The following is a 24,017-nucleotide window of genomic DNA, read 5'->3' on the forward strand; positions in this document are numbered from 1 at the left end:
GAGTCCTTGTAAGTCTGTTGGGAGGTGAGTTTCAAATTTAGCCGCTGAGTATAGCGCCACGCGAAGGCTGACTGGGGCGTGGATAGTGTCAGAACAGTTTGCTGATTAAAGACCGCATCAGTGTGGGCTTTGACCTACGCTCAAATGGTAATCTCCGCCCGTTTTCCAGGCCTTCCAAGGCGCTGTGTCTCGCCTTGATCTGAACCCTTCAAAACGGCTGTGTGCTTCACCGCGCCAAAAGTCGGGGGTTGAGCGTACCTGGGAAACATTTCATCCATGGGGGAGATAACAATGACAACCAGTACTGTGGCGGGCAGCCCTGCCTCGCAGCCTGCGTTTTTGTCCAAAGAACGCATCATCGCAAAACCTGGCTTCAATCGTTGGCTGGTTCCACCTGCCGCGTTGGCCATTCACTTGTGCATCGGCATGGCGTACGGTTTTTCCGTGTTCTGGCTGCCGTTGTCCAAGGCGGTAGGGATCAGCGAACCGGTGGTTTGTGCGCCGGACATGAGTTTTATCGCGCAGGTGTTTTCATCGCAATGTGACTGGCCGATCTCGATGCTCGGCTGGATTTATACCTTGTTCTTCATCTTTCTGGGCTGTTCGGCAGCCGTGTGGGGCGGTTGGCTGGAACATGCCGGGCCACGCAAAGCGGGCGTTGTGTCGGCGTTGTGCTGGTGCGGCGGCTTGCTGATCTCGGCACTGGGCATCTATACCCACCAAATCTGGCTGATGTGGCTGGGGTCGGGGGTGATCGGCGGTATCGGCCTGGGCCTGGGTTACATTTCACCTGTGTCGACACTGATCAAGTGGTTCCCGGACAAACGCGGCATGGCCACTGGCATGGCGATCATGGGCTTCGGCGGCGGGGCCATGGTGGGCGCACCACTGGCCACCGCATTGATGGGGCATTTCGCCGGGCCGGATGGTGTGGGCGTGTGGCAAAGCTTTGTGGCAATGGCGGCGATTTACTTCGTGTTCATGATTGGCGGTGCCTTGTCGTATCGTGTGCCGCCGACCGGCTGGAAGCCCGCAGGCTGGACACCCTCGCCTAACAAAGTGGCCAACTCGATGATCACCAAGCGCCATGTGCACGTGAGCGTGGCCTGGAAAACACCGCAGTTCGCCTTGGTGTGGCTGGTGTTGTGCCTGAACGTGTCGGCCGGTATCGGCATTTTGGGCATGGCCTCGCCGTTGTTGCAGGAGGTATTTGCCGGCAAGTTGTTGGGCAACGACCTGTCGTTCAGCCAGCTCGACGCTGCGCAACTGGGCCAGATTGCGATCATCGCCGCCGGGTTCACTGGCTTGCTGAGCTTGTTCAACATTGGCGGACGGTTCTTCTGGGCATCGTTCTCGGATTACCTGGGGCGTAAAAACACCTATTTTGTGTTCTTCGCGCTGGGGTTTGCGTTGTACGCCATGGTTCCCAACCTGGGGCATCTGGGCAACGTGTCGCTGTTTGTGGCGGCGTTTTGCATCATTTTGTCGATGTACGGCGGCGGTTTTGCCACGGTGCCGGCTTACCTGGCGGACCTGTTCGGGACACAAATGGTCGGGGCAATCCACGGTCGTCTGCTGACCGCCTGGGCGGCAGCGGGCGTGCTGGGGCCTGTGCTGGTCAACTATCTGCGTGAGTATCAGTTGAGCATCGGGGTGCCGCGCGCGGCGGCCTACGACATCACGTTGTACATCCTTGCGGGCCTGCTGGTGTTGGGCTTTATCTGCAACCTGCTGGTGCGCCCGGTGGCCGACAAGTACTTCATGACCGACGCACAACTGGCGGCCGAGCAGGCGCTGGGGCATGACAAAGGCACGAGCACCACGACTTCGCTGGAGTGGGAAGCCGCGCCGGGCAGCCGGCCGTTAACCATTGCCGCCTGGCTGGCGGTGGGCATTCCCCTGCTGTGGGGCGTATGGGTCACAGTCCAGAAGACGGCGGTGCTGTTTCACTAACATCCGTGGTTAATCTGTAGGTGCGAGCGTGCCTTGCGATCTTTAAAGATCAAAAGATCGAGAGGCACGCTCGCTCCTACAGTGTTTTACGTACGCTCATCCCCTTCCATGTTTCTGTTTGCCTGACCCGTGCCTATAATGGCCACCTTTTTCGCCCAATGATTTTGCGGAGCTGGTGATGGCCGAACGTAAGGCGTCAGTCGAGCGCGATACTCTGGAAACCCAGATCAAAGCCTCGATCAACTTGGATGGTACCGGTAAGGCCCGATTTGATATCGGTGTGCCTTTTCTTGAGCACATGCTCGACCAGATCGCCCGACACGGGCTGATCGACCTGGACATCGAGTGCAAAGGCGACCTGCATATCGACGATCACCATACCGTCGAGGACGTTGGCATTACCTTGGGTAAAGCCTTCAGTCAGGCCGTTGGCGACAAAAAAGGCATGACCCGCTACGGTCACGCTTATGTCCCGCTGGATGAAGCGCTGTCACGCGTGGTCATCGACTTTTCGGGCCGTCCTGGCCTGCAAATGCATGTTCCGTACACCCGTGCCACCGTCGGCGGTTTCGACGTTGACCTGTTCCAGGAGTTCTTCCAGGGCTTTGTGAACCACGCCAACGTGACACTGCACATCGACAACCTGCGCGGCACCAACACCCACCACCAGATCGAAACCGTATTCAAGGCTTTCGGCCGCGCGCTGCGCATGGCGATTACGCTTGATGAGCGCATGGCCGGGCAAATGCCATCGACCAAGGGCGTGCTCTGATGCAGACAGTGGCGGTTATCGATTACGGCATGGGCAATTTGCACTCGGTGGCCAAGGCGCTGGAGCACGTTGGCGCCGGTCGGGTGCTGATTACCAGCGATGCCAACGTGATTCGCGAAGCCGACCGTGTGGTGTTTCCGGGTGTGGGCGCGATTCGCGACTGCATGGCTGAAATCCGTCGCCTGGGTTTCGACACGCTGGTGCGTGAAGTCAGCCAGGACCGTCCGTTCCTCGGGATCTGTGTGGGCATGCAAGCCCTGCTCGACAGCAGCGAAGAGAACGGCGGTGTGGACTGCATCGGGCTGTTCCCGGGGCAGGTGAAGTTCTTCGGCAAGGACCTGCACGAAAACGGCGAGCACCTCAAAGTGCCGCACATGGGCTGGAACGAAGTGCAGCAGAAGGTCGATCACCCGCTGTGGCACAGCATCCCGGACCTGGCGCGCTTCTACTTTGTGCACAGCTACTACATCGAGGCGGGCAACCCTCGCCAGGTGGTCGGTGGCGGGCATTACGGTGTCGACTTCGCCGCCGCGCTGGCCGAAGGGTCGCGTTTCGCGGTGCAGTTCCATCCCGAGAAGAGCCACACCCACGGCCTGCAGTTGCTGGAAAACTTCGTGGCCTGGGACGGGCGTTGGTAATGGCCGCCCGTAAGCCGAAGGCGCCGATTCTCACGCTCACCCCAGAGCAAGAGAGCGAAGCTACCAGCAAAATTAAACGCTTTATGGAAGACCGCTTCGAACTGGACCTGGGTTCGTTTGAGGCGGCCGAAATCCTTGAGCTGTTCACTCGCGAAATCGCGCCGCATTACTACAACCGGGCGATTTTCGATGTGCAGGCGCACCTCAAAGAGAGGTTCGAGAGCATCGAAAGCGATCTGTGGGCACTTGAAAAGAATTGAGTCAGCTGAAAGCCTCAAGCAACAAGCCGCAACAGTAGAAGCGAGACCGCGTTCCGCTTTTCTTGCCGCTTGTAGCTCAAAACTTGCAGCTCTTACGACGTAGGAGAAAGCATGCTAATTATTCCCGCTATCGATCTTAAAGACGGTGCCTGTGTACGTCTGCGCCAGGGCCGTATGGAAGATTCCACGGTGTTCTCCGATGACCCGGTGAGCATGGCCGCCAAATGGGTAGAAGGCGGTTGCCGTCGTCTGCATCTGGTTGACCTGAACGGCGCCTTTGAAGGCCAGCCGGTCAATGGCGAGGTGGTGACCGCCATCGCCAAGCGTTACCCGCACCTGCCGATCCAGATTGGTGGCGGCATTCGCTCGCTGGAAACCATCGAACATTACGTCAAGGCGGGCGTGAGCTACGTGATTCTGGGCACCAAAGCGGTCAAGAACCCTGAGTTCGTGGCGCAAGCGTGCCGTGCCTTCCCCGGCAAAATCATTGTCGGCATGGATGCACAAGATGGCTTTGTGGCTACTGACGGCTGGGCTGAAGTCAGCAACGTACAGGTCATCGACCTGGCCAAGCGCTTTGAAGCAGACGGCGTGTCGGCCATCGTTTATACCGACATCGCCAAAGACGGCATGATGCAGGGCTGCAACGTGGAGTTCACCGCCGCCCTGGCTGCGGCCACGAGCATCCCGGTGATCGCGTCGGGCGGTATCCACAACCTGGGCGATATCAAGGCCCTGCTGGACGCCAAGGCGCCGGGCATCGTGGGCGCCATCACGGGCCGCGCCATTTATGAAGGCACGCTGGATGTGGCTGAGGCGCAAGCCTTCTGCGACAGCTACAAGGGCTGAGGAGAACCGCATGGCGCTGGCCAAACGCATCATCCCTTGCCTGGACGTGGACAACGGCCGGGTTGTGAAGGGCGTTAAATTCGAGAACATCCGCGATGCGGGTGACCCGGTAGAAATCGCTCGTCGGTATGACGAGCAAGGTGCTGACGAGATTACCTTTCTCGACATCACTGCCAGCGTCGATGGCCGCGACACCACGCTGCATACCGTTGAGCGCATGGCCAGCCAGGTGTTTATCCCGCTGACCGTGGGCGGCGGCGTGCGCTGCATTCAAGACATCCGCAACCTGCTCAATGCCGGTGCCGACAAGGTGTCCATCAATACCGCAGCGGTGTTCAACCCTGAGTTTGTGGGTGAAGCAGCGCAGCACTTCGGCTCGCAGTGCATCGTGGTGGCGATTGATGCCAAGAAAGTCTCACAGCCGGGTGAAACCCCGCGCTGGGAAATCTTCACCCACGGCGGGCGCAAGCCGACCGGGCTCGATGCGGTCGAGTGGGCGAAGAAGATGGAAGGTCTGGGCGCCGGTGAGATCCTGCTGACCAGCATGGATCAGGACGGCATGAAAAGCGGCTTTGACCTGGGCGTGACCCGTGCGATCAGCGACGCGCTGGGCATTCCGGTCATCGCGTCCGGTGGCGTCGGCAACCTGCAACATCTGGCGGATGGCATCCTTGAAGGCCATGCCAGCGCCGTACTGGCCGCGAGTATTTTCCACTTTGGCGAATACACCGTGCCAGAGGCCAAGGCCTATATGGCTGAGCGCGGGATTGTGGTGCGTTAACAGCGCCGCCCCTTTCAGCGCCCGCAACGGGCGCTGAATGCTTCACTGCTGATCCCTCCTCAATGCCTTCGTCGGGTCGTCTTTATATTGATAAAGCCGTGACCACGGCATTGGGTTGCGCGGGTATTTTCAGCGTTTATTGGCAAGCGTTAATGCAAGCAGTGGCAGCAGCCATTAGCCATCAGGCCAACGGCGACTGGACAGCGTGGCAAGCCCACGGCACTCTTTGTTCACCATGGATTTGGGTAAACGTTATGTTTAAGCGTCTTTGTTACTTACTTGCCAGTTGCATGATGTTGCTGGCCAGTAGTGTGTTTGCAGCTCAGGCTGAACATCCGTCACTGGTGTTGCTGACTGAAAACTTTCCGCCATACAACATGGCTAAAAACGGCAAGAATTTCGCGCAGAATCAGAATCTTGAAGGCATTGCCGTCGATATTCTGCGCGAGACGTTCAAGCGCGCCGATATCGACTACAGCATGACCCTGCGCTTCCCTTGGCAGCGTATCTACAACCTGGCGCTGGATAACCCCAACTTCGGGGTTTTTGTGACCGCCCGGGTGCCTGACCGTGAGCACCTGTTCAAGTGGGTCGGCCCACTGGGCCCGGACGATTGGGTGCTGCTGGCACGGGCCAATAGCCCGATCGAATTGACCTCGCTGGAGCAGGCGCGGCCGTACCGGATAGGCGCTTACAAGGGCGATGTGATCGCCCTGTCCCTGGAAAAGCAGGGGTTTACCCCGGTGATCGTACTGCGCGACCAGGACAACGCAAGAAGGCTGCAGTCCGGGCAAATTGACCTCTGGGCCACGGGGGATCCAGCCGGCCAGTTCTTGGCCAGGCAGGTCGGTATTTCAGGGTTCAAGACGGTGCTGCGTTTTAATCAGGCCGAGTTGTATCTGGCCTTGAATAAAGAAGTGCCTGACGCCGTTGTGACCAAGCTGCAAACCGCACTGGACCAGCTCAAGGCCGAGGGTGCGCTGGACAAGATCCGCGCCCGCTACCTCTAACCCCAATCCCTTTGTAGGAGCTTGCCTCGCGATCTTTTGATCTTAAAAGCTCGCTCCTGCAGGGATGACTCAGCGGTAAACCCCATTCTTGCCATGCGCATCCATCGCCTGGTTGCTGCGCACGCCGATCATTTGTTTGATATCGATCCAGTCGATGCCCTGGGCTTGCAGCTTGGGCAGTTCGCGCTCCAGCACAGCCAGGGTTTGCGGGTAGGGGTGGCCGATCATGACCACCGAGCCGTGGGTGCGCGCGTGTCTGATCGCGGTGTTGAGCTGCTGGGTGATGGCTTCTTCGGTGCGCACGTTGTCGAGGAACACGTCACGCGACACGCTGGCCAGGCCGATCTTTTGCGCTTGGGCCGCGGCGACGGTCTGCGCGCTGGTGCGGCTGTCGACGAAGAACTTGTGACGCTGTTGCAGTTCACCCATCAGCCAGGCCATGGCCTGGGGCTGGGCGGTCATGCGGCTGCCTTCGTGGTTGTTGATGCCGCTGGTGTAGGGCACGGCCTTGAAGGCGGCGTCCAGGCGCTTGGCCAGTTCGTCCAGGGGTAAATCGGGATGCCAGGCAAAAGGTCCGGTGGCCGGGTCCATGGGCATGTGCAGGATGACGATTTTGCCGGCTTTGTGCGCCTCGCGGGCGAACTCGGCGGCGTGCGGTGTATCGGGCATGATCGCCGTGGTGACAGGCCCCGGGAAGGCCAGTACGCGACGATCACGGGGCAGGTTTTGCCCCAGATCGTCGATGATCAGGGTGAGGTAGGCCTTGCGTGGAGTCGCTGGCGGGCTGTCAGGCGCCGCGTGGGCGGCACCGGACAGGCAGCAGAGCAGGGCGACGAGCGACCAGAAACGCACCGTCAATTGCCGCGTGTGATGCTCAGGCCCTTGAGCAGGCTCAAGGCCTGGCTCAACTGATAGTCATCGTCCTGCGGCATTGGTTTGGCTTTGGGGCCCGAACCGGTGGGTTTGTCGGCACCGCCGTTGCCATTGCCGAGGTGACCTTGCAGGTCGGCCTCTTTGTAGTACTCGTTGTCTTGCTCGCGGGTGATCTTGGCACGGCTCACTTCGATGTCTGGCACGATCCCCTGGGCCTGGATGGAGCGACCATTCGGGGTGTAGTAGAGCGCGGTGGTGATCTTCAGCGCGCGGTCGTTGTTCAGCGGCAAGACGGTTTGTACCGAGCCTTTGCCGAAGCTTGGAGTACCCATGACCACGCCGCGTTTTTGGTCCTGCAGGGCGCCGGCGACGATTTCCGACGCCGAGGCGCTGCCACCGTTGATCAGTACCACCAGCGGCACGGCCTCGCTCAAATCCTTGCCGGTGGCCGAGAAGCGCAGCTCGGAGTTGGGCAGGCGGCCCTTGGTGTAGACGATCAGGCCTTTCTTGATGAAATGGTCGACCACTTCAACCGCCGATTGCAGCACGCCGCCAGGGTTGTTGCGCAGGTCCAGGATGATGCCCTTAAGCTTCTTGTTGCCGTTCTCTTTGCGCAGTTTGGCCAGCGCCGCGGCGACTTCTTCGCCGGTCTTGACCTGGAACTGGGTGATGCGGATGTAGCCGTAGCCGTCTTCGAGCAGTTGCGCCTTGACGCTCTTGACTTGGATGTTGGCGCGGGTCAGCGTCACGTCGAACGGCGCACCGCCACCGCGGACCAGGGTCAGGGTGATCTTCTGGCCGACCTTGCCGCGCATTTTGTCCACAGCTTCGGTCATGGTCAGGCCGTTGGTAGGCTGGCCATTGATCTTGACGATAAAGTCGCCAGCCTGAATGCCGGCCTTGCTGGCGGGAGTGTCATCGATGGGCGAGACGATTTTGATATTGCCGTCTTCGGACCCGACTTCGATGCCCAGGCCGCCGAACTCGCCGCTGGTGCTTTCCTGCAATTCAGCGAAGTCTTCTGGCCCCAGATACGCGGAGTGCGGGTCAAGGTTGCTGAGCATGCCCTTGATGGCGTTCTCCAGCAGGGTCTTGTCGTCTACCGGTTCAACATACGCGGCCTTGATGCGGTCCATGACCTCGGCAAATGTACGCAGCTCTTCCAGCGGCAGCGGTGCCTTGGCACTGGCGGCGGGCGCCGCAGGCTGAGCGACTGGCTGGGCAGCCAATGCCAGTGGTGAGCCAATCACCAGAGCGATCGTCAGGGCCAGCGAGTTGAGGCGGGACAAGTGCGGCATGTTGAACGAACTCCTACGTATTAAAGGTGATGAACTCATCCTTGAGTGCGGCACCATTGTGCAGGGTCGCTGGGGCGGCCCTGCTGACGAATAGCAAAGTACAGCGCGGGTGTGGCTTGCCCGCCGCTGTTGCCCACGGTGGAAATCACATCGCCAGCTTTCACAATGTCTCCAGCCGACTTGAGCAATGTCTGATTGTGGCCATACAAGCTTAAGAAACCATTACCGTGGTCCAGAATGACCAGTTGCCCAGCACCGCGCAGCCAGTCGGCAAACACCACACGACCGCCGTGCACCGCATGCACCTGGGTGCCCGCATTGGCGCTGATCATCACGCCGTCCCACTTGGTCCGGCCATCATCGCCACGGCTTTCACCGAAGCGAGCAAGCAATCGACCATCAACCGGCCAAGGAAGTTTGCCTCGTGCCTGAGAAAAAGGTCCGCCATAAGAGACGCCTGCACTTGAAACCAAGGCACCTGGGGTCGACTTGACGGGCTTGCGCGGGGCGTCGGTAGCGACCGATTCAGCCTCGCGCTGGCGTTTTTTCTCGGCTTCCTGCTGCGCAATCAGGGCTTTTTGCCGCGCCTCTTCGGCTTCACGGGCCTGACGGGCGAGGGTTTCTTCAATGGTCTTGAGGACTTTAGCCAGATCTGCCTGATCCTGCTCGCGAGCTTGTAACTTTTGATCGCGATTTTTGACGTCGTTGTTGATCTTGGTCAGGACTTGCTGGCGTTGGGCTCGGACTTTGTCGAGTTCGGCGCGCTGGCTGTCCAGGCTGCTTTTTTGCGTCAGCAGTTGCGCCTGTTGCTGGTTGATGTCGGCTTCGACGTTGGCCAATTGGCGCAGGGTTTCGTTGAACCCCTTGAGTTGGGCCAGACGGGCCTGGCTCAGGTAGTCGTAATACGTGAGAGTTCGGGCGAACTTCTCGGGGTTTTGCTGGTTGAGCAACAGTTTGAGGTATTCCTGACGACCGCCCTGATACGCGGCACGGGCCTGAATGGCGATCAGACGTTGCTGTTCAATTTTTGCGCTGTTGAGTTTTTTCTTCTCACTATCAAGGCGCAGCAGCTCGCCTTCACTCTTTTTTAGTTCTTTTTGCAGGGCCTCCACCTGCTTTTCCAGTTTGCCGATTTCAGTTTCGGTGCTGCGCAGGTCCTTTTGTGCTCCGGATTTCTCTTCCTGAAGCTGGCCGAGCATTTTTTTCAGCTCGACGATGTCCTGACGCGTGGCGTCCAACTGCTGTTGAGTTTGTGCGCGCTCGTCGGCAAACGCCGGTTGGAGCAGGCATGCGAGGGTCAGGGCTGTAAGGGCGCGAAGCATGGGGCGGGCGACACCTGGAGGAACGAGACGGCCTAGTATGCCCGCCAACGTTGTCTATAAGGAATGGATGAAGGTGAAATTGTGGCCTGCAGGAGCGCGCTTGCTTTGCGATCTTTTGATCTTTTAAAAGATCGCGAGGCAAGCGTGCTCCTGCACAAGGCCGTTGCTTAGGCGTCGACCAGGATGCTGGTGCCGGTCATTTCGGCAGGCTGAGGCAAGCCCAGCAGCTTGAGCATGGTCGGTGCGACGTCAGCCAATACACCGCCTTCGCGAACTTTGAGCGAACGCTTGCCGACATAGATGAACGGAACCGGCTCGCAGGTGTGAGCGGTGTGCGCCTGGCCGGTGCACTCGTCTTCCATCTGCTCGACGTTACCGTGGTCGGCGGTGATCAGGGCTTCGCCTCCCACCTTGTCCAGCGCTTCAACGATGCGCCCTACGCAGGTGTCCAGACATTCAACGGCTTTGACGGCGGCGTCGAACACACCACTGTGGCCGACCATGTCGCCGTTGGCGTAGTTGACCACGATCACGTCGTAGCGCTGATTTTCGATGGCATCGACGATGTTGTCGGTGACTTCGGGCGCGCTCATTTCTGGTTGCAGGTCGTAGGTCGCGACTTTTGGCGACGGCACCAGAATGCGCTCCTCACCCGGGAACGGCTCTTCGCGGCCACCCGAGAAGAAGAACGTTACGTGGGCGTATTTCTCGGTTTCGGCGATGCGCAGTTGGGTCTTGCCGTTTTTCGCCAGGTAGTCGCCCAGCACGTTTTCCAGGCTGCCCGGTGCAAAGGCGCTAGGGGCCGGGATGCTGGCGGCGTATTGGGTCAGCATGACAAAGCCGGCCAATTTCGGCTGGCGCGCACGTTCGAATTCTTTAAAACCGTCTTCCACAAACACGCGGGTCAGCTCACGGGCGCGGTCGGCACGGAAGTTCATGAAGACCACGGCGTCGCCGTCTTCAACCTTGACCGGCTCGCCAACGGTGGTGGCTTTGACAAACTCATCGCTCTCGCCGCGGGCATAGGCGGCTTCAAGGCCTTCTTGCGCGGTGGCGGCGTTGAATTCGCCTTTGCCGTCGACGATCAGGTTGTAGGCTTGCGCCACGCGGTCCCAACGGTTGTCGCGGTCCATGGCGAAGTAGCGGCCGATCAGGCTGGCGATGCGGCCTTTGCCCAGCGTCTTGAAGGTGGTGTCCAGCAGCTCAATCGATGACGCCGCGCTTTTAGGCGGTGTGTCACGGCCATCGAGGAAGGCGTGCAGGTAGATTTTTTCAGCGCCGCGTTTGACGGCCAGCTCGGCCATTGCGATCAGGTGATCCTGGTGGCTGTGAACGCCGCCATCCGACAGCAGGCCCATGATGTGCACGGCCTTGCCCGCACCGACGGCTTTATCCACGGCTGCGCAGATGGTTGGGTTCTCAAAGAACTCACCGTCGCGGATCGACTTGGTCACGCGGGTGAAATCCTGATAAACCACGCGGCCAGCGCCGAGGTTCATGTGGCCAACCTCAGAGTTGCCCATTTGGCCGTCCGGCAGCCCGACATCCATGCCTGAGCCGGAGATCAGGCCGTTCGGCATACTCGCCCAGAGACGATCGAGGACGGGTTTCTTGGCCGAATAGACGGCGTTGTAATCGTGACTTTCACTGTGACCGAAGCCATCCAGGATGATCAGGATCAGAGGTTTAGGCGTGGTAGTCATAGATCCCACTCGCGGCGTGTTTAATAGAAGTATGAAGAAGACGCGCAGTTTAAAGCGAAGTTCATGTGGCGTCACCGCCGGGCGGGGTTTGGCGGGCCATGGCGGCTGTGTATACTGGCCCACATTTTCACGCCCTGGAACCTTCTGATGGTTGATCACCTGATTGCATTTGCCACTTCTCACTATCTGCTCGTTGGCGCGTTTGTCATCTTGTTGGCGTTGTTGATCGCCCACGAGGTGAGCCGCGGCGGACGCAGCATCAGCACCGGCGAACTGACCGGCCTGGTCAATCGCGACGAAGGCGTGGTGATTGATATTCGTCCGGCCAAAGACTTTGCTGCCGGCCACATTGTGGGTGCGCTGAACATTCCGCAAGACAAACTGATGGCGCGCATTGCCGAGCTGGACAAGCACAAGGGCAAGACCCTGATCCTGGTGGATGCGGCTGGCCAGCACTCCGGCACTCACGCTCGCGAACTGTTGAAAGCGGGCTACAACGCCGCCAAGCTGTCCGGTGGTATTGCCAGCTGGCGTGCAGATAACCTCCCAGTGGTGAAGTAACTATGTCCAAGGTCATCGTTTATTCCAGCGACTATTGCCCTTACTGCATTCGAGCCAAACAGCTGCTGACCAGTAAAGAAGTCGACTTTGAGGAAATCAAGGTCGACGGCAAGCCTCAAGTTCGTGCCGAAATGGCTCACAAGGCAGGTCGTACCTCGGTCCCGCAAATCTGGATCGGCGACCGCCATGTGGGTGGGTGCGATGACCTGTTTGCGCTGGAACGCGCAGGTAAATTGGATGCGCTGCTGAACGTCTGACTCTCATTCTCTAAAGCCCCATGATTATCAAGGACCTGTGATGACTGACCAACAGAACACCGCTGCTGCTAGCGATGAAGACACTGCTCCACAATTCTCCCTGCAGCGTATTTATGTACGTGACCTGTCGTTTGAAGCGCCGAAAAGCCCGGCCATCTTCCGTCAGCAGTGGGAGCCGAGTGTTGCTCTGGACCTCAATACCCGTCAAAAGCCACTGGAAGGCGACTTCTACGAAGTGGTTCTGACCCTGTCGGTCACCGTGAAAAACGGCGAAGAAGTGGCCTTTATTGCTGAAGTTCAACAGGCCGGCATCTTCCTGATCAAAAACCTTGATCAAGGTTCGATGAGCCACACTCTGGGTGCGTTCTGCCCGAACCTGCTGTTCCCGTATGCCCGCGAAACCCTGGACAGCCTGGTGGTTCGTGGTTCGTTCCCGGCGTTGATGCTGGCTCCGGTGAACTTCGATGCTCTGTACGCCCAAGAGCTGCAGCGCATGCAGGAAGAAGGCAGCGCGACTGTTCAGTAAACAGCGCCCCGCCTATAAAAAAAGCGCCTGAATGGCGCTTTTTTTATGGGCAACGCTGTATCCGCTGCTATTTAAACCCCAACTGGCGCCAGGCTTCGTAAACGGCCACCGCCACGGTGTTGGACAGGTTCAGGCTGCGGCAGCCTTCACGCATGGGCAGGCGCAGACGGTGATCGCTGTCTTGTGCGTCGAGCACTTCAGGCGGCAAGCCACGGCTTTCAGGGCCGAATATAAAGGCATCGCCTTCGGCAAACTGCACGTCGTGGAACGGCCGCGAGCCTTTGGTGGTAAACGCGAACAGGCGCGGATGGCCCAGGCTTTCCAGGCAACTGGCCAGGTCGGCATGGCGCTTGAGTGGCGCGTATTCGTGATAATCCAGGCCGGCGCGGCGCAAGCGCTTGTCGTCCAGCTCAAAACCGATAGGCTCGATCAAGTGCAGGTGGCAGCCGCTGTTGGCGCAGAGCCTGATAATGTTGCCGGTATTCGGCGGAATTTCTGGTTGAAAAAGGATGACGTGAAACATGCACGGCTCCGAATATAAAGATGGGCAGCATTCTACGCCTGAAGAGGACCCAAGGCCGAAACTATGGCCACGGGTTTTAGGTTCTTTAGTGATCGTCGGTGTGATGGTCGGGATGATGATTGGCCGTCTGACGGCACCTGAGCCCACGGAACTGCAACAGATCGAGGTTCAAGCGCAGGGTCTGGTGGTGTGGTTCAACCACGAACCCCAGCTGCACGGTGAGTGGGTGGACGGAACGTTGGGCTTGTTGTTTGCGGCCAAGGGCGTACCGCAACAGGGTCAGCTTAAGTTGAAGGGGCGTGATGTGAACTGGCGAGTGCGTCGCACCGATGCGGGCTTGATGCTGACCTTGGTGGCGGCCCGCCCCCTCAAGGGCGACTGGGCCGGTGCGCCACAGGAAGGGCGCTGGCGACTGCAGGTGAACCTGCAAGAGTAATAAAAGAGGGAATTCCAGCCTGCCTGTACCGGGTTCCCAAAAGCGTTGTTTGCGTTGATGCGCAAGGCATCAAGGCAAGGGTGTAAAAGAAGGGAGTCCAGGCCTGCCTGTACCAGGATCCCTAAAAGCGTTGTGCGCGTTGATGCAGAGGGCATCAAGGCTGCGGTGTAAAAGTGGGGAGTCTTGGCCTGCCTGTACCAAGGTCCCCTAAACCGGTGTTGCTTAGGTATCAGGGTTATTGCAGGGCGCGTGCCAGTTTTGTTTTTTTGCTGTTATTTTCTTTGCATGCACGCAAAAGCCCCGGAATCCGGGGCTTTTGAATGTGAGGCGGGTGTGTTGTGCGGAGTAGCTCAGGTGCTTGGGTTAGTTCAGTGCACAGAAGTGGGGCGAGATGCATACCCGTGGTGCGGGGTTCAAAACGTGTAGGAGCAGCCGTTCGACGAAACCCAAAATAAGTGACCGTTTCCTAATGCTCTGTAGGAGCTTGCCTCGCGAGCTGTTGATCTTAATCTAAGAGCCCTCTCCCGAAGGAGAGGGAACCGATTGGGGGATGCTGAAGACACTCGGCGGCCTGTTTGCTGCGCGACAGCGCGGTCCCTCCCACAGAGAACGGCGTTAAGCGTCGTCGCCGTCATCCTCGTCGCCGTCGATCTTCATGCCCAGTTCTTTGATCTTGCGGGTCAAAGTGTTGCGGCCCCAGCCCAGCAGCACGGCAGCATCACGGCGACGGCCCGCCGTATGCTTGAGCGCGGTCTCGATCATGATGCGCTCAAAGGTTGGCACCGCGCTGTCGAGCAGGTTTGTCTGGCCGCGGCCCAGCGCCTGATCGGCCCATTGACGCAAGGCTTGCTCCCAGTTCGTCACCGGAGACGCGTCTTGATGCAGGTTCAGCAGCTCAGGGGGCAAGTCGCTGATATGCACTTCGCGGCCCGACGCCATGACGGTGATCCAGCGGCAGGTGTTTTCCAACTGGCGCACGTTACCCGGCCACGGCAGGTTTCTCAGGTACTGCTCGGTTTCGGTTTTCAGCAGTTTGGGCTCCACAGACAGCTCTTGCGCCGCGCTACTGAGAAAGTGCCGGGCCAGGGTCGGGATGTCTTCGCGACGATCGGACAGACGCGGAATGTGGATGCGGATCACGTTCAGGCGGTGGAACAAGTCTTCACGGAATTTACCGGCCTGCACCAGGGTTTCGAGGTTCTGGTGGGTCGCGGCAATGATGCGTACGTCGACCTTGACCGGGATATGCCCGCCCACACGGTAAAACTCGCCGTCCGCCAACACCCGCAGCAAGCGCGTTTGGGTGTCGGCTGGCATGTCACCGATCTCGTCGAGGAACAACGTGCCGCCGTCGGCTTGTTCAAAGCGCCCGCGACGCAGGTTGGCCGCCCCGGTGAAGGCACCTTTTTCGTGGCCGAACAGCTCGGACTCCATCAGGTCCTTGGGGATCGCTGCCATGTTCAGCGCAATGAAAGGCGAAGCCGCCCGCGGGCTGTGGCGATGCAAGGCGTGGGCAACCAGTTCTTTACCGGTCCCGGATTCGCCGTTGATCAGCACGGTGATGTTGGAGTGACTGAGGCGACCAATGGCGCGAAACACCTCTTGCATCGCTGGCGCTTCGCCAATGATCTCGGGTGTGGGAGCCGCTGCGGGTGCCTCGGCCAGGCCTTGTTGCTCCTGGGCATGCTGGTTGGCGCGTTTAACCAGCGACACAGCCTCATCCACGTCAAACGGCTTGGGCAGGTATTCAAACGCGCCGCCCTGATAAGAGGCGACAGCGCTGTCCAGGTCGGAATGAGCGGTCATGATGATCACAGGCAGGCGTGGGTGCTGCGCGCGAATCTTGGCCAGCAGGTCCAGGCCGCTGGCGCCCGGCATGCGAATGTCAGAAATGATCACGTCAGGCTGCTGACGAGCCAGACGGCTCATTACCCCATCGGCGCTGTCGAAGCTCTGCGTGGTCATGCCTTCTTGTTGCAAGGCTTTCTCCAGGACCCAACGGATTGAACGGTCGTCGTCGACGATCCACACGGTTTCACTTCGGCTCATGTCGATGCGGTTCCTTGTTCAAGTGGTAGAAAGATCGAGAAGAGTGTGTGGCCCGGTTGGCTTTCACACTCGATCAATCCCTGGTGCTGACTGATGATGTTCTGGGTGATGGCAAGGCCCAGCCCGGTACCATCCGGGCGGCCGCTGACCATCGGGAAAAATAGGGTGTCCTGCAACTCAGGCGGAATCCCCGGGCCGTTGTCGATGATTTCAATTTTAGTCACCAATCGATGGCGCACATGGCCAATGGTGAATTGACGCATGGCGCGGGTACGCAAGGTAATGCGGCCCAGACGAAGCTCGTTCTTACTGCTGATAGCCTGCATTGCGTTGCGCACGATATTGAGTACGGCCTGGATCATTTGTTCACGGTCGATCAACAGGTCAGGCAGGCTCGGGTCGTAATCGCGTACCAGGGTGACGTCACCCTGAGTCTCGGCGTCGACCAGGTTGCAGACGCGTTCCAGCACTTCGTGCACATTGGTCATGGCCAGCGAAGGCAGTTTGTTCGAGCCCAGCATGCGATCGACCAGATTACGCAGGCGGTCGGCCTCTTCGATGATGACGTTGGTGTAATCGCGCAGGTTTTCGTCGGGCAGTTGGCGGGCCAGCAATTGGGCCGCACCGCGAATACCGCCCAGCGGGTTCTTGATTTCGTGAGCCAGGCCACGAACCAGCATCTTGCTGGTTTCCTGTTTGGACAGCTGCGCTTCCTCCTTGGTGATACGCAGCAGGCGGTCACGAGGATGAACCTCGAGCAGCAACATGGTGCCCGCTGTGCTCAAGATGGGTGTGACGGCGTAATCCACGGTCAGGGTCTGGCCGGTTGCCGAGGTCAACAACGCTTCGCGCTTGGTAAACGGGTGAGCCTGCTCAACCGCCAGACGCAGCGATTGCAGGGCCTCGGTGGTTTCGGTGAACAGTTCGCTGATGAATTGCCCATGGCTGCGCTGCCCACTGATGGCCAGCAGCATTTCCGCCGCCGGGTTCATGTATTCAAGACGCAGGTCGTCATTGAGTAACAAGGTGGCGGTGGTCAGGTTGTCGAGTAGTAGTCGGTGCAGGGCATCACTGATGGTCATGGGCCGATCCCGGGTTGCGTGCGCGGGTGAGGCGCTGGTGCAAGGAAAATGCAAAAACCAAACCAAGGCTCCGAAAAGAAGCGCTAATTGCCTGAAATAAGGACTTGGAGCTCGTCCAGAGAGCGTAGTTGCTCAGTCAATCACGCGTTTTGAACCAAAGTGGGCTGGTATCTGAGTCATCGTGCAGTGCTTGCACCAATATAGTGCAACTTGGTTGGATGGATTCAGTTTCTCTCAAAAGCCCGTGTGTTCGGGTTTGCGGAGGGATGAGGCGGGGATGTGGCAGAGGGGAAGCTGCCGGCGGGCTCTTGTTCGGGCAGCAGCTGGTCTGTCGACTCGGGTTTGCCTGGCTGTTTGAACGTGTCGATCCGGTTGGGTGTTTGTGAGCGCACCAGGGTCGCGTCAGAGCCTGTCATGGCGGTGTTGCTGAAGGTCACCGTGCCGTTGGGCGCGGTGTGGCGATAGACCTGTGCGCAGGTCTGATGGGCGAAAAGCAGCAGCCATAAACAGTAGGTGCGCATAGGTCTTTTCGCCATCAGCGTTCAGGTTAGTGCTGCAAGGGAATGCCTTCGCTACCGGCATAGAAAATCAGCAATTCGGTAGGTTGCGAGCCCGTTTTACCGCGGTGGCGGGTGTCGACGACCTCGGGGAAGACTTCACCCTCTTTGAACACCTGGCTTCTCCCGCCTTCGAGTTCAATGGTGATTTCGCCTTTCAAGACATAGGCCGCATTGGGGATCGGGTGCGAGTGCCAAGGCAATGCGCTGTTGGCGGGCAGCGAGATTTTAAGCACGGACAGTTCCGGGCCGCCTTCAGGGTAGGGCTTATAGGGGGCGCCGTCCCAAGATGCACTGCTTTGCACCAGTACGTGTCTTTCTATAGCCGTTGGGGCGGGAGGGTCGGATACAGCAGGTGTGTTCACGCATCCAGTGAGAAACAGGCTGGCGAATACGGCACTCAATACTTTCTGCATTATCGGAGTAGACCATTAGTGAGAAGTAGGAATGGGCAGCCTACGGACTGGTCCAGAGCGTTAATGTCGGATGCGGCCTCTTATTCGTTGCGAAAAGGAAGAAAATTGCAGGTGAAAAGTAAAGTTCGAGCGGTGAGGGTGGAGTGCCCGCCCAATAAAAAAGGCCTCCCGAAGGAGGCCTTTCACATCACGCCGCTAGCGCGGGTGAATCTGGATTAGCAGCTGTAGTACAGCTCGTATTCCAGTGGGTGTACGAAGGTACGTACTTTGATTTCTTCTTCGCTTTTCAGGGCGATGTAAGCGTCGATGAAGTCGTCGCTGAAAACGCCGCCTTTGGTCAGGAACGCACGACCTTTGTCCAGCTCTTCCAGGGCTTCTTTCAGGCTGCCGCACACTTGTGGGATCTGCTTGGCCTCTTCTGGCGGCAGGTCATACAGGTTTTTGTCAGCGGCATCGCCAGGGTGGATCTTGTTCTGGATACCGTCCAGGCCTGCCATCAGCAGTGCTGCGAAGCACAGGTATGGGTTGGAAGACGGATCCGGGAAACGTGCTTCGATACGGCGAGCTTTAGGGCTGGACACGTAAGGAATACGGATCGAAGCGGAACGGTTGCGAGCCGAGTAAGCCAGCATTACCGGTGCTTCAAAGCCTGGAACCAGACGCTTGTAGGAGTTGGTTGACGGGTTGGTGAAGCCGTTCAGGGCCTTACCGTGCTTGATGATACCGCCGATGAAGTACAGGGCGGTGTCGGACAGGCCGGCATAGCCTTCACCTGCGAAGGTGTTCTTGCCATCTTTCCAGATGGACATGTGTACGTGCATACCCGAACCGTTATCGCCGTACAGTGGCTTCGGCATGAAGGTAGCGGTGCGGCCGTAGGCATCGGCAACGTTGTGCACGACGTATTTCAGGGTCTGGGTTTCGTCGGCTTTCTTCACCAGGGTGTTGAACTTGACGCCGATTTCGTTCTGGCCAGCAGTCGCCACTTCGTGATGGTGAACTTCAACGGTCAGGCCCATTTCTTCCAGTGCGCTGCACATGGAGGTACGGATTTCGTGGTCATGGTCGAACGGTGGCACTGGGAAGTAGCCGCCTTTGACGCCTGGACGGTGACCTTTGTTGCCGCCTTCGACGTCCTGGTCGGACATCCAGGAGCCTTGCTCGGAGTAGATTTTGAACATCGAGCCAGAAATGTCCGACTTGAATTTCACCGAGTCAAAAATGAAGAACTCTGGCTCCGGGCCGGCGAAAACGGTGTCGCCGATACCGGTGGCTTTCAGGTGCTCTTCAGCGCGCTTGGCGATTGCACGTGGGTCACGGTCGTAGCCCTGCATGCTCGAAGGCTCGATGATGTCGCACACCAGGATCAGAGTTGGCTGCTCGGTGAACGGGTCCAGAACGGCTGTGCTGTCGTCTGGCAGCAGGATCATGTCGGACGCTTCGATGCCTTTCCAGCCAGAAATGGAGGAACCGTCGAACATTTTGCCGTCGGTGAAGAAGTCTTCGTCCAACGCATCACGGGCCGGCATGGTCACGTGATGTTGAGTGCCCTTGGTGTCAGTGAAGCGCAGATCAATCCATTTGACGTCATGATCTTTGATGAGTTGAACCGACTTCGACATAGTGTCCTCCGGGGTGGCTTAGGGCTGGTAGTGGAGTAGCCCTTAAAAAGTGGTTGATGCCGGCGCGAATACTCTGCCAAGGCAACCTGCCTCACAAGGGAGCAAATTGCATGCCAGCGCCCCGACTTGCCCCAATCTCAAGCAGGGCAGGGCTCAAGACTAGCGATTGACGCTGCTAATCGCACTCAAATGAAGCGAAATAGATGCTTTATGTTCCATTTTGGTGCGATGAAAACCGTTTGTACGATAACTGGTTAAACCTTGAGCAATTTCCGCTATAATCCGCGCCCCCCTTTTTTGGCAGGCTGCTCGCGCGCTGTTTTCATGAAACTAATTGTTAAAGTCTTCCCCGAGATCACTATCAAGAGCCGCCCGGTTCGGATGCGTTTCGTCCGTCAATTGGCTAAAAACATCCGTGCTGTGCTCCGTGATCTGGACCCGGCTGTGGTAGTGACAGGCGTGTGGGACAACATTGAGTTGCAAACCCGTGTGAGCGACCCCAAAGCCTTGAAGGAGATGACCGAGCGCCTGAGCTGCATGCCGGGTATCGCGCATTTTCTGCAGGTCGATGAGTACCCGTTGGGCGACTTCGATGACATCGTCGAGAAGTGCAAGCTGCACTACGGCGATGTGTTGGCCGGGAAGATCTTTTCTGTGCGCTGCAAGCGCGGCGGCAAGCACCCGTTCACCTCGATGGAAGTCGAAAAGTACGTCGGCAGCAAGCTGCGCCGTGAATGCGGGGCAGCCGGCATTGACCTGAAAAAACCGGAAATCGAAGTTCGTTTCGAAATTCGCGACCAACGGTTATTTGTGATTCACAGCCAGCACGACAGCATCGGCGGCTTCCCGCTGGGCTCGCTGGAGCAGACGCTGGTGCTGATGTCCGGCGGTTTCGATTCCACCGTGGCGGCCTACCAGGTGATGCGTCGCGGCCTGATGAGCCACTTCTGCTTCTTCAACCTGGGCGGACGTGCCCACGAATTGGGCGTGATGGAAGTCGCGCACTACATCTGGAAGAAGTACGGCAGCTCCCAGCGCGTGCTGTTTGTGAGCGTGCCGTTCGAAGAAGTGCTGGGTGAAATTCTCGGCAAAGTCGACAACAGTCATATGGGCGTCATTTTGAAGCGTATGATGTTGCGTGCTGCGTCCCGCATTGCGGACCGCCTCGACATTGATGCGCTGGTCACCGGTGAGGCGATCTCCCAGGTTTCCAGCCAGACGTTGCCCAACCTTTCGGTCATCGACTGCGTGACTGAAAAACTGGTCTTGCGTCCGCTGATCGCCAGCCACAAGCAAGACATCATTGATCAGGCTACCGAGATCGGCACCGCCGATTTTGCCAAGCACATGCCTGAATATTGCGGGGTGATTTCGGTCAACCCCAAGACCCACGCCAAGCGTCACCGCGTGGAGCACGAAGAGAAAGAATTTGATATGGCCGTGCTTGAGCGTGCGCTCGAGCGGGCCAAACTGGTGCCGATTGATCGGGTGATCGATGAATTGGGCCAGGACTTGCAAGTCGAAGAAGTCAGCGAAGTACTGGCGGGCCAGATCGTCATCGACATCCGTCACCCGGATGCTCAGGAAGATCAGCCGCTGGAACTGGCTGGCATCGAAGTACAAGCGTTGCCGTTCTATGCATTGAACAGCCGCTTCAAGGAACTGGATGACACCCGTCAGTACCTGTTGTATTGCGACAAAGGCGTGATGAGTCGCCTGCATGCTCACCATTTGCTCAGTGAGGGACATGCCAATGTGCGCGTTTATCGACCGAGCTAAGAGCCCGGGGCTGTTTGCCTGTGGCCTGCGTCACCGGCCCCCCGACGCCATCGTCAAGTTGTAACGGCAAGGCCTGACTCTACTGTTAATCGCTGCCACGACCTGTCAGCACACCGAATCCTCTGATCGAGATACACAAGTGATCGAAAATCTACGCAACATCGCCATCATCGCCCACGTTGACCATGGTAAAACCACCCTGGTAGACAAACTCCTGCGTCAATCCGGCACTCTGGAGCGCAACGAGCTCAACGACGAGCGCGTGATGGACTCCAACGACCAGGAAAAAGAGCGCGGCATTACCATTCTGGCGAAAAACACCGCCATCAACTGGAACGGCTACCACATCAACATCGTGGACACCCCGGGCCACGCCGACTTCGGCGGCGAAGTAGAACGCGTAATGTCGATGGTTGACTCCGTTCTGCTGCTGGTTGACGCTCAAGACGGCCCTATGCCGCAAACCCGTTTCGTGACCAAGAAGGCCTTCGAAGCCGGCCTGCGTCCAATCGTGGTTATCAACAAGGTTGACCGTCCGGGCGCGCGTCCTGATTGGGTTCTGGACCAGATCTTCGACCTGTTCGACAACCTGGGTGCTACCGAAGAACAGCTGGACTTCAAAGTCGTCTACGCCTCGGCCCTGAACGGTATTGCCGGTCTGGACCACACCGACATGGCTGAAGACATGACCCCGCTGTACCAGTCGATCGTCGACAACGTACCAGCGCCAAGCGTTGACCGTGACGGTCCGTTCCAGATGCAAATCTCGGCTCTGGACTACAACAGCTTCCTGGGTGTGATCGGTGTTGGCCGTATCGCCCGTGGTCGCGTCAAGCCGAACACTCCAGTTGTGGCTATCGACGTTGACGGCAAGCGCCGCAACGGCCGTATCCTGAAACTGATGGGTCACCACGGTCTGCACCGTGTAGACGTTGAAGAAGCAGCAGCTGGCGACATCGTATGCATCAGCGGCTTCGACGAACTGTTCATCTCCGACACCCTGTGCGACCCGACCGCTGTTGAAGCGATGAAGCCGCTGACCGTTGACGAGCCAACCGTTTCCATGACCTTCCAGGTAAACGACTCGCCTTTCTGCGGTAAAGAAGGCAAGTTCGTGACCTCCCGTAACATCAAGGAGCGTCTGGACAAAGAGCTGCTGTACAACGTTGCTTTGCGCGTTGAAGAAGGCGACTCGGCTGACAAGTTCAAGGTATCCGGCCGTGGTGAGCTGCACCTGTCGGTACTGATCGAAACCATGCGTCGTGAAGGTTTCGAAATGGGCGTTGGCCGTCCTGAAGTGATCATCCGTGAAGTTGACGGCGTGAAGCAGGAACCGTTCGAAAACGTGACCATCGACATCCCTGAAGAATCCCAGGGCAAGGTGATGGAAGAAATGGGTCTGCGTAAAGGCGACCTGAGCAACATGGTTCCGGATGGCAAGGGCCGTGTACGCCTGGAGTACAACATCCCGGCTCGTGGTCTGATCGGTTTCCGTAACCAGTTCCTGACCCTGACCAACGGTGCAGGCATCCTGACCTCGATCTTCGACCGCTACGCGCCAATGAAGTCGGGCCACATGTCCGGCCGTCAGAACGGCGTACTGGTTTCGGTTGAAACCGGCAAGGCACTGACCTACTCCCTGGAGACTCTGCAGGCACGTGGCAAGCTGTTCGTTGAGCACGGTCAAGAGATCTACAACGGTCAGATCGTTGGTCTGAACAGCCGTGACAACGACCTGGGTGTTAACCCAACCAAAGGCAAGAAGCTCGATAACATGCGTGCTTCGGGTAAAGACGAAACCATCGCTCTGGTTCCGCCTGTTCGCTTCACTCTGGAACAAGCGCTGGAATTCATCCAGGACGACGAGCTGTGCGAAGTAACGCCTAAGTCCATCCGTCTTCGCAAGAAGATCCTGGACGAAGGCGAGCGTACCCGCGCTGCTAAAAAGGCCAAAAACTAAGTCACTTAGTTAGCGGTTACAAAAACGCCCCCGGCCTTGCGGTCGGGGGCGTTTTTTTATGTCCGGGTTTTGTGTAACGGCTGACCCCTCACCTAGCCCTCTACCGAGAGAGAGGGGGCCGATTTGCGGTGTTCAGGCAATCAACGATCTTGCAGGCGACTCGGTCAAGCGCCCTTGCCCTCCGGGAGAGGATTGGGGTGAGGGCTGCTTTAAAAATCCATCAACCGCTCACTGCTGTTTTTACGCTCGACCGCTTTGGGCACGTACGCGCAATAACCCGGGCGCGGGCCCACGCGTGGGTGGTTGCGGCAGGTGTCCGGGCGCTTGTCGTAGATGGTGCACATGCGCGATTTGCGATCCAGGTACAGGCAATCGTTATTGCTCATACGCTGCAGGGTGAAGATCCCTGACTTTTGATTGAAACGCTCCACGATCCCTTCTTTTTGCAGGCGCTTGGCGATGTTTTTCGGCGGGTCGCCCAGCTCGAACTCATCCACCAGACCAATGCGGATCAAGTCTTTGATCTTGACCTCGACGGGCAAGGTGCAGCAGCTGGAAATGCAGGAGCCGCACATGGGCGCGGAGTATTTGGCCCAGGTATCGAGACGGTCGATTTCCGCGGCAGCAATCAGGTTGGACTTCATCAGGGTGTATTCCAGCGTGCATCAGGGCGCGCGATCATACCGGGGTTGATGCCAGAGTGAATCACCATTGGCCGGTTTTTTGTACAAAGTGTGCCTTCAGGCATTGGTCCTGCGCAGCGCATCGTTTTGGGGCGTTGTTCACTTCG

At 58.3% G+C, this 24,017-nt stretch carries 24 protein-coding genes; 13 read left to right on the plus strand and 11 right to left on the minus strand.

The features are described 5' to 3' along the window. Positions 1-291 precede the first annotated feature (291 nt). The 7 genes from NTD86_RS01160 (at position 292) to NTD86_RS01190 (ending at position 6,263) form a co-directional block, all read left to right on the plus strand. Positions 292-1,953 carry an OFA family MFS transporter gene (locus NTD86_RS01160; protein ID WP_262200307.1) on the plus strand — a complete coding sequence of 554 codons (1,662 nt, stop codon included), beginning with the start codon at positions 292-294 and terminating at the stop codon, positions 1,951-1,953. A gap of 178 nt (positions 1,954-2,131) precedes the next feature. Further along, positions 2,132-2,725 carry an imidazoleglycerol-phosphate dehydratase HisB gene (gene hisB / locus NTD86_RS01165; RefSeq protein WP_262200308.1) on the plus strand — a complete coding sequence of 198 codons (594 nt, stop codon included), beginning with the start codon at positions 2,132-2,134 and terminating at the stop codon, positions 2,723-2,725. Then, positions 2,725-3,363: an imidazole glycerol phosphate synthase subunit HisH gene (hisH, locus tag NTD86_RS01170; RefSeq protein WP_262200309.1), complete on the plus strand. Its 639-nt coding sequence runs from the start codon at positions 2,725-2,727 to the stop codon at positions 3,361-3,363. Before hisB ends, hisH begins: the two co-directional genes overlap by 1 nt. Next, positions 3,363-3,623: a DUF2164 domain-containing protein gene (locus NTD86_RS01175; RefSeq protein ID WP_262200310.1), complete on the plus strand. Its 261-nt coding sequence runs from the start codon at positions 3,363-3,365 to the stop codon at positions 3,621-3,623. The genes hisH and NTD86_RS01175 overlap by 1 nt, the downstream gene beginning before the upstream one ends. Positions 3,624-3,734: 111 nt before the next feature. Further along, on the plus strand, positions 3,735-4,472 hold the full coding sequence (gene hisA, locus NTD86_RS01180) for a 1-(5-phosphoribosyl)-5-[(5-phosphoribosylamino)methylideneamino]imidazole-4-carboxamide isomerase (protein WP_262200311.1): 738 nt from the start codon (positions 3,735-3,737) through the stop codon (positions 4,470-4,472). A gap of 10 nt (positions 4,473-4,482) precedes the next feature. Continuing rightward, positions 4,483-5,253, plus strand: a complete 771-nt coding sequence (hisF, locus tag NTD86_RS01185; RefSeq protein ID WP_262200312.1) for an imidazole glycerol phosphate synthase subunit HisF — start codon at positions 4,483-4,485, stop codon at positions 5,251-5,253. 254 nt (positions 5,254-5,507) lie between these two features. Beyond that, positions 5,508-6,263 (plus strand): substrate-binding periplasmic protein, encoded by a 756-nt coding sequence (locus tag NTD86_RS01190; protein ID WP_262200313.1) that lies wholly within the window; start codon positions 5,508-5,510, stop codon positions 6,261-6,263. 69 nt (positions 6,264-6,332) lie between these two features. Here the strand turns inward: NTD86_RS01190 and NTD86_RS01195 are convergent, their stop codons facing one another. From NTD86_RS01195 to gpmI, 4 genes are all read right to left on the minus strand, one after another. Continuing rightward, positions 6,333-7,115, minus strand: a complete 783-nt coding sequence (locus NTD86_RS01195) for a divergent polysaccharide deacetylase family protein (protein ID WP_262200314.1) — start codon at positions 7,113-7,115, stop codon at positions 6,333-6,335. Positions 7,116-7,117: 2 nt separating this feature from the next. Beyond that, complete coding sequence (locus tag NTD86_RS01200) at positions 7,118-8,434, minus strand: S41 family peptidase (protein ID WP_262200315.1); 1,317 nt, start codon at positions 8,432-8,434, stop codon at positions 7,118-7,120. Between the two features lie 35 nt (positions 8,435-8,469). Next, the gene (locus NTD86_RS01205; RefSeq protein WP_262200316.1) at positions 8,470-9,756 is read right to left on the minus strand and encodes a murein hydrolase activator EnvC family protein; all 1,287 of its coding nucleotides are present in this window, start codon (positions 9,754-9,756) and stop codon (positions 8,470-8,472) included. A 167-nt stretch (positions 9,757-9,923) separates the two neighbouring features. Then, the gene (gene gpmI / locus NTD86_RS01210) at positions 9,924-11,459 is read right to left on the minus strand and encodes a 2,3-bisphosphoglycerate-independent phosphoglycerate mutase (protein ID WP_262200317.1); all 1,536 of its coding nucleotides are present in this window, start codon (positions 11,457-11,459) and stop codon (positions 9,924-9,926) included. Positions 11,460-11,606: 147 nt separating this feature from the next. Between gpmI and NTD86_RS01215 the strand changes: the two genes are divergently transcribed. Genes NTD86_RS01215 through secB form a run of 3 tightly spaced genes read left to right on the plus strand, consistent with a single transcriptional unit; the run spans position 11,607 to position 12,803 of the window. After that, a complete protein-coding gene (locus NTD86_RS01215) occupies positions 11,607-12,020 on the plus strand; it encodes a rhodanese-like domain-containing protein (RefSeq protein WP_262200318.1) in 414 nt (137 codons plus the stop codon). 2 nt (positions 12,021-12,022) lie between these two features. Continuing rightward, positions 12,023-12,277, plus strand: coding sequence for a glutaredoxin 3 (grxC, locus tag NTD86_RS01220; protein WP_262200319.1), 255 nt, complete (start codon positions 12,023-12,025; stop codon positions 12,275-12,277). 40 nt (positions 12,278-12,317) lie between these two features. Further along, positions 12,318-12,803: a protein-export chaperone SecB gene (gene secB, locus NTD86_RS01225; protein ID WP_262200320.1), complete on the plus strand. Its 486-nt coding sequence runs from the start codon at positions 12,318-12,320 to the stop codon at positions 12,801-12,803. Between the two features lie 67 nt (positions 12,804-12,870). On the opposite strand, the gene trmL is transcribed toward secB, so the two are convergent. Next, positions 12,871-13,326: a tRNA (uridine(34)/cytosine(34)/5-carboxymethylaminomethyluridine(34)-2'-O)-methyltransferase TrmL gene (gene trmL, locus NTD86_RS01230; protein ID WP_048366782.1), complete on the minus strand. Its 456-nt coding sequence runs from the start codon at positions 13,324-13,326 to the stop codon at positions 12,871-12,873. On the opposite strand from trmL, the gene NTD86_RS01235 reads away from it, so the two are divergent. Continuing rightward, a complete protein-coding gene (locus NTD86_RS01235) occupies positions 13,325-13,762 on the plus strand; it encodes a hypothetical protein (protein WP_262200321.1) in 438 nt (145 codons plus the stop codon). The two genes, trmL and NTD86_RS01235, sit on opposite strands and share 2 nt — an antisense overlap. A 615-nt stretch (positions 13,763-14,377) precedes the next feature. Here NTD86_RS01235 and ntrC read toward each other — a convergent pair. From ntrC to glnA, 5 genes are all read right to left on the minus strand, one after another. Beyond that, the gene (ntrC, locus tag NTD86_RS01240) at positions 14,378-15,811 is read right to left on the minus strand and encodes a nitrogen regulation protein NR(I) (RefSeq protein ID WP_262200322.1); all 1,434 of its coding nucleotides are present in this window, start codon (positions 15,809-15,811) and stop codon (positions 14,378-14,380) included. After that, the gene (glnL, locus tag NTD86_RS01245; RefSeq protein ID WP_262200323.1) at positions 15,808-16,893 is read right to left on the minus strand and encodes a nitrogen regulation protein NR(II); all 1,086 of its coding nucleotides are present in this window, start codon (positions 16,891-16,893) and stop codon (positions 15,808-15,810) included. The genes ntrC and glnL overlap by 4 nt, the downstream gene beginning before the upstream one ends. Positions 16,894-17,117: 224 nt before the next feature. After that, complete coding sequence (locus NTD86_RS01250; protein WP_262200324.1) at positions 17,118-17,414, minus strand: hypothetical protein; 297 nt, start codon at positions 17,412-17,414, stop codon at positions 17,118-17,120. A 26-nt stretch (positions 17,415-17,440) separates the two neighbouring features. Next, positions 17,441-17,866, minus strand: a complete 426-nt coding sequence (locus tag NTD86_RS01255; RefSeq protein ID WP_262200325.1) for a cupin domain-containing protein — start codon at positions 17,864-17,866, stop codon at positions 17,441-17,443. A 215-nt stretch (positions 17,867-18,081) separates the two neighbouring features. Beyond that, a complete protein-coding gene (gene glnA, locus NTD86_RS01260) occupies positions 18,082-19,488 on the minus strand; it encodes a type I glutamate--ammonia ligase (protein WP_262200326.1) in 1,407 nt (468 codons plus the stop codon). Positions 19,489-19,812: 324 nt separating this feature from the next. Between glnA and thiI the strand changes: the two genes are divergently transcribed. Together thiI and typA are read left to right on the plus strand one after the other, a co-directional pair. Next, the gene (thiI, locus tag NTD86_RS01265) at positions 19,813-21,267 is read left to right on the plus strand and encodes a tRNA uracil 4-sulfurtransferase ThiI (protein WP_262200327.1); all 1,455 of its coding nucleotides are present in this window, start codon (positions 19,813-19,815) and stop codon (positions 21,265-21,267) included. Positions 21,268-21,406: 139 nt separating this feature from the next. Then, positions 21,407-23,227, plus strand: a complete 1,821-nt coding sequence (gene typA, locus NTD86_RS01270) for a translational GTPase TypA (RefSeq protein ID WP_262200328.1) — start codon at positions 21,407-21,409, stop codon at positions 23,225-23,227. 209 nt (positions 23,228-23,436) lie between these two features. Here the strand turns inward: typA and NTD86_RS01275 are convergent, their stop codons facing one another. After that, on the minus strand, positions 23,437-23,874 hold the full coding sequence (locus NTD86_RS01275) for a YkgJ family cysteine cluster protein (RefSeq protein ID WP_262200450.1): 438 nt from the start codon (positions 23,872-23,874) through the stop codon (positions 23,437-23,439). Between the last annotated feature and the right edge of the window lie 143 nt (positions 23,875-24,017).

The sequence above is a fragment of the Pseudomonas sp. 7P_10.2_Bac1 genome, from assembly GCF_025465935.1.
Taxonomy (GTDB): Bacteria; Pseudomonadota; Gammaproteobacteria; order Pseudomonadales; family Pseudomonadaceae; genus Aquipseudomonas.

Coding starts and splice junctions, on each gene's coding strand:
- hisA (WP_262200311.1), top strand. CDS start 3,735: ATGCTAATTATTCCCGCTATCGATCTTAAAGACGGTGCCTGTGTACGT.
- grxC (WP_262200319.1), top strand. CDS start 12,023: ATGTCCAAGGTCATCGTTTATTCCAGCGACTATTGCCCTTACTGCATT.
- NTD86_RS01250 (WP_262200324.1), bottom strand. CDS start 17,414: ATGCGCACCTACTGTTTATGGCTGCTGCTTTTCGCCCATCAGACCTGC.
- gpmI (WP_262200317.1), bottom strand. CDS start 11,459: ATGACTACCACGCCTAAACCTCTGATCCTGATCATCCTGGATGGCTTC.
- hisB (WP_262200308.1), top strand. CDS start 2,132: ATGGCCGAACGTAAGGCGTCAGTCGAGCGCGATACTCTGGAAACCCAG.
- NTD86_RS01205 (WP_262200316.1), bottom strand. CDS start 9,756: ATGCTTCGCGCCCTTACAGCCCTGACCCTCGCATGCCTGCTCCAACCG.
- trmL (WP_048366782.1), bottom strand. CDS start 13,326: ATGTTTCACGTCATCCTTTTTCAACCAGAAATTCCGCCGAATACCGGC.
- secB (WP_262200320.1), top strand. CDS start 12,318: ATGACTGACCAACAGAACACCGCTGCTGCTAGCGATGAAGACACTGCT.
- ntrC (WP_262200322.1), bottom strand. CDS start 15,811: ATGAGCCGAAGTGAAACCGTGTGGATCGTCGACGACGACCGTTCAATC.
- NTD86_RS01255 (WP_262200325.1), bottom strand. CDS start 17,866: ATGCAGAAAGTATTGAGTGCCGTATTCGCCAGCCTGTTTCTCACTGGA.
- NTD86_RS01215 (WP_262200318.1), top strand. CDS start 11,607: ATGGTTGATCACCTGATTGCATTTGCCACTTCTCACTATCTGCTCGTT.
- glnL (WP_262200323.1), bottom strand. CDS start 16,893: ATGACCATCAGTGATGCCCTGCACCGACTACTACTCGACAACCTGACC.
- NTD86_RS01235 (WP_262200321.1), top strand. CDS start 13,325: ATGCACGGCTCCGAATATAAAGATGGGCAGCATTCTACGCCTGAAGAG.
- NTD86_RS01190 (WP_262200313.1), top strand. CDS start 5,508: ATGTTTAAGCGTCTTTGTTACTTACTTGCCAGTTGCATGATGTTGCTG.
- NTD86_RS01160 (WP_262200307.1), top strand. CDS start 292: ATGACAACCAGTACTGTGGCGGGCAGCCCTGCCTCGCAGCCTGCGTTT.
- glnA (WP_262200326.1), bottom strand. CDS start 19,488: ATGTCGAAGTCGGTTCAACTCATCAAAGATCATGACGTCAAATGGATT.
- NTD86_RS01175 (WP_262200310.1), top strand. CDS start 3,363: ATGGCCGCCCGTAAGCCGAAGGCGCCGATTCTCACGCTCACCCCAGAG.
- hisH (WP_262200309.1), top strand. CDS start 2,725: ATGCAGACAGTGGCGGTTATCGATTACGGCATGGGCAATTTGCACTCG.
- hisF (WP_262200312.1), top strand. CDS start 4,483: ATGGCGCTGGCCAAACGCATCATCCCTTGCCTGGACGTGGACAACGGC.
- NTD86_RS01200 (WP_262200315.1), bottom strand. CDS start 8,434: ATGCCGCACTTGTCCCGCCTCAACTCGCTGGCCCTGACGATCGCTCTG.
- thiI (WP_262200327.1), top strand. CDS start 19,813: ATGAAACTAATTGTTAAAGTCTTCCCCGAGATCACTATCAAGAGCCGC.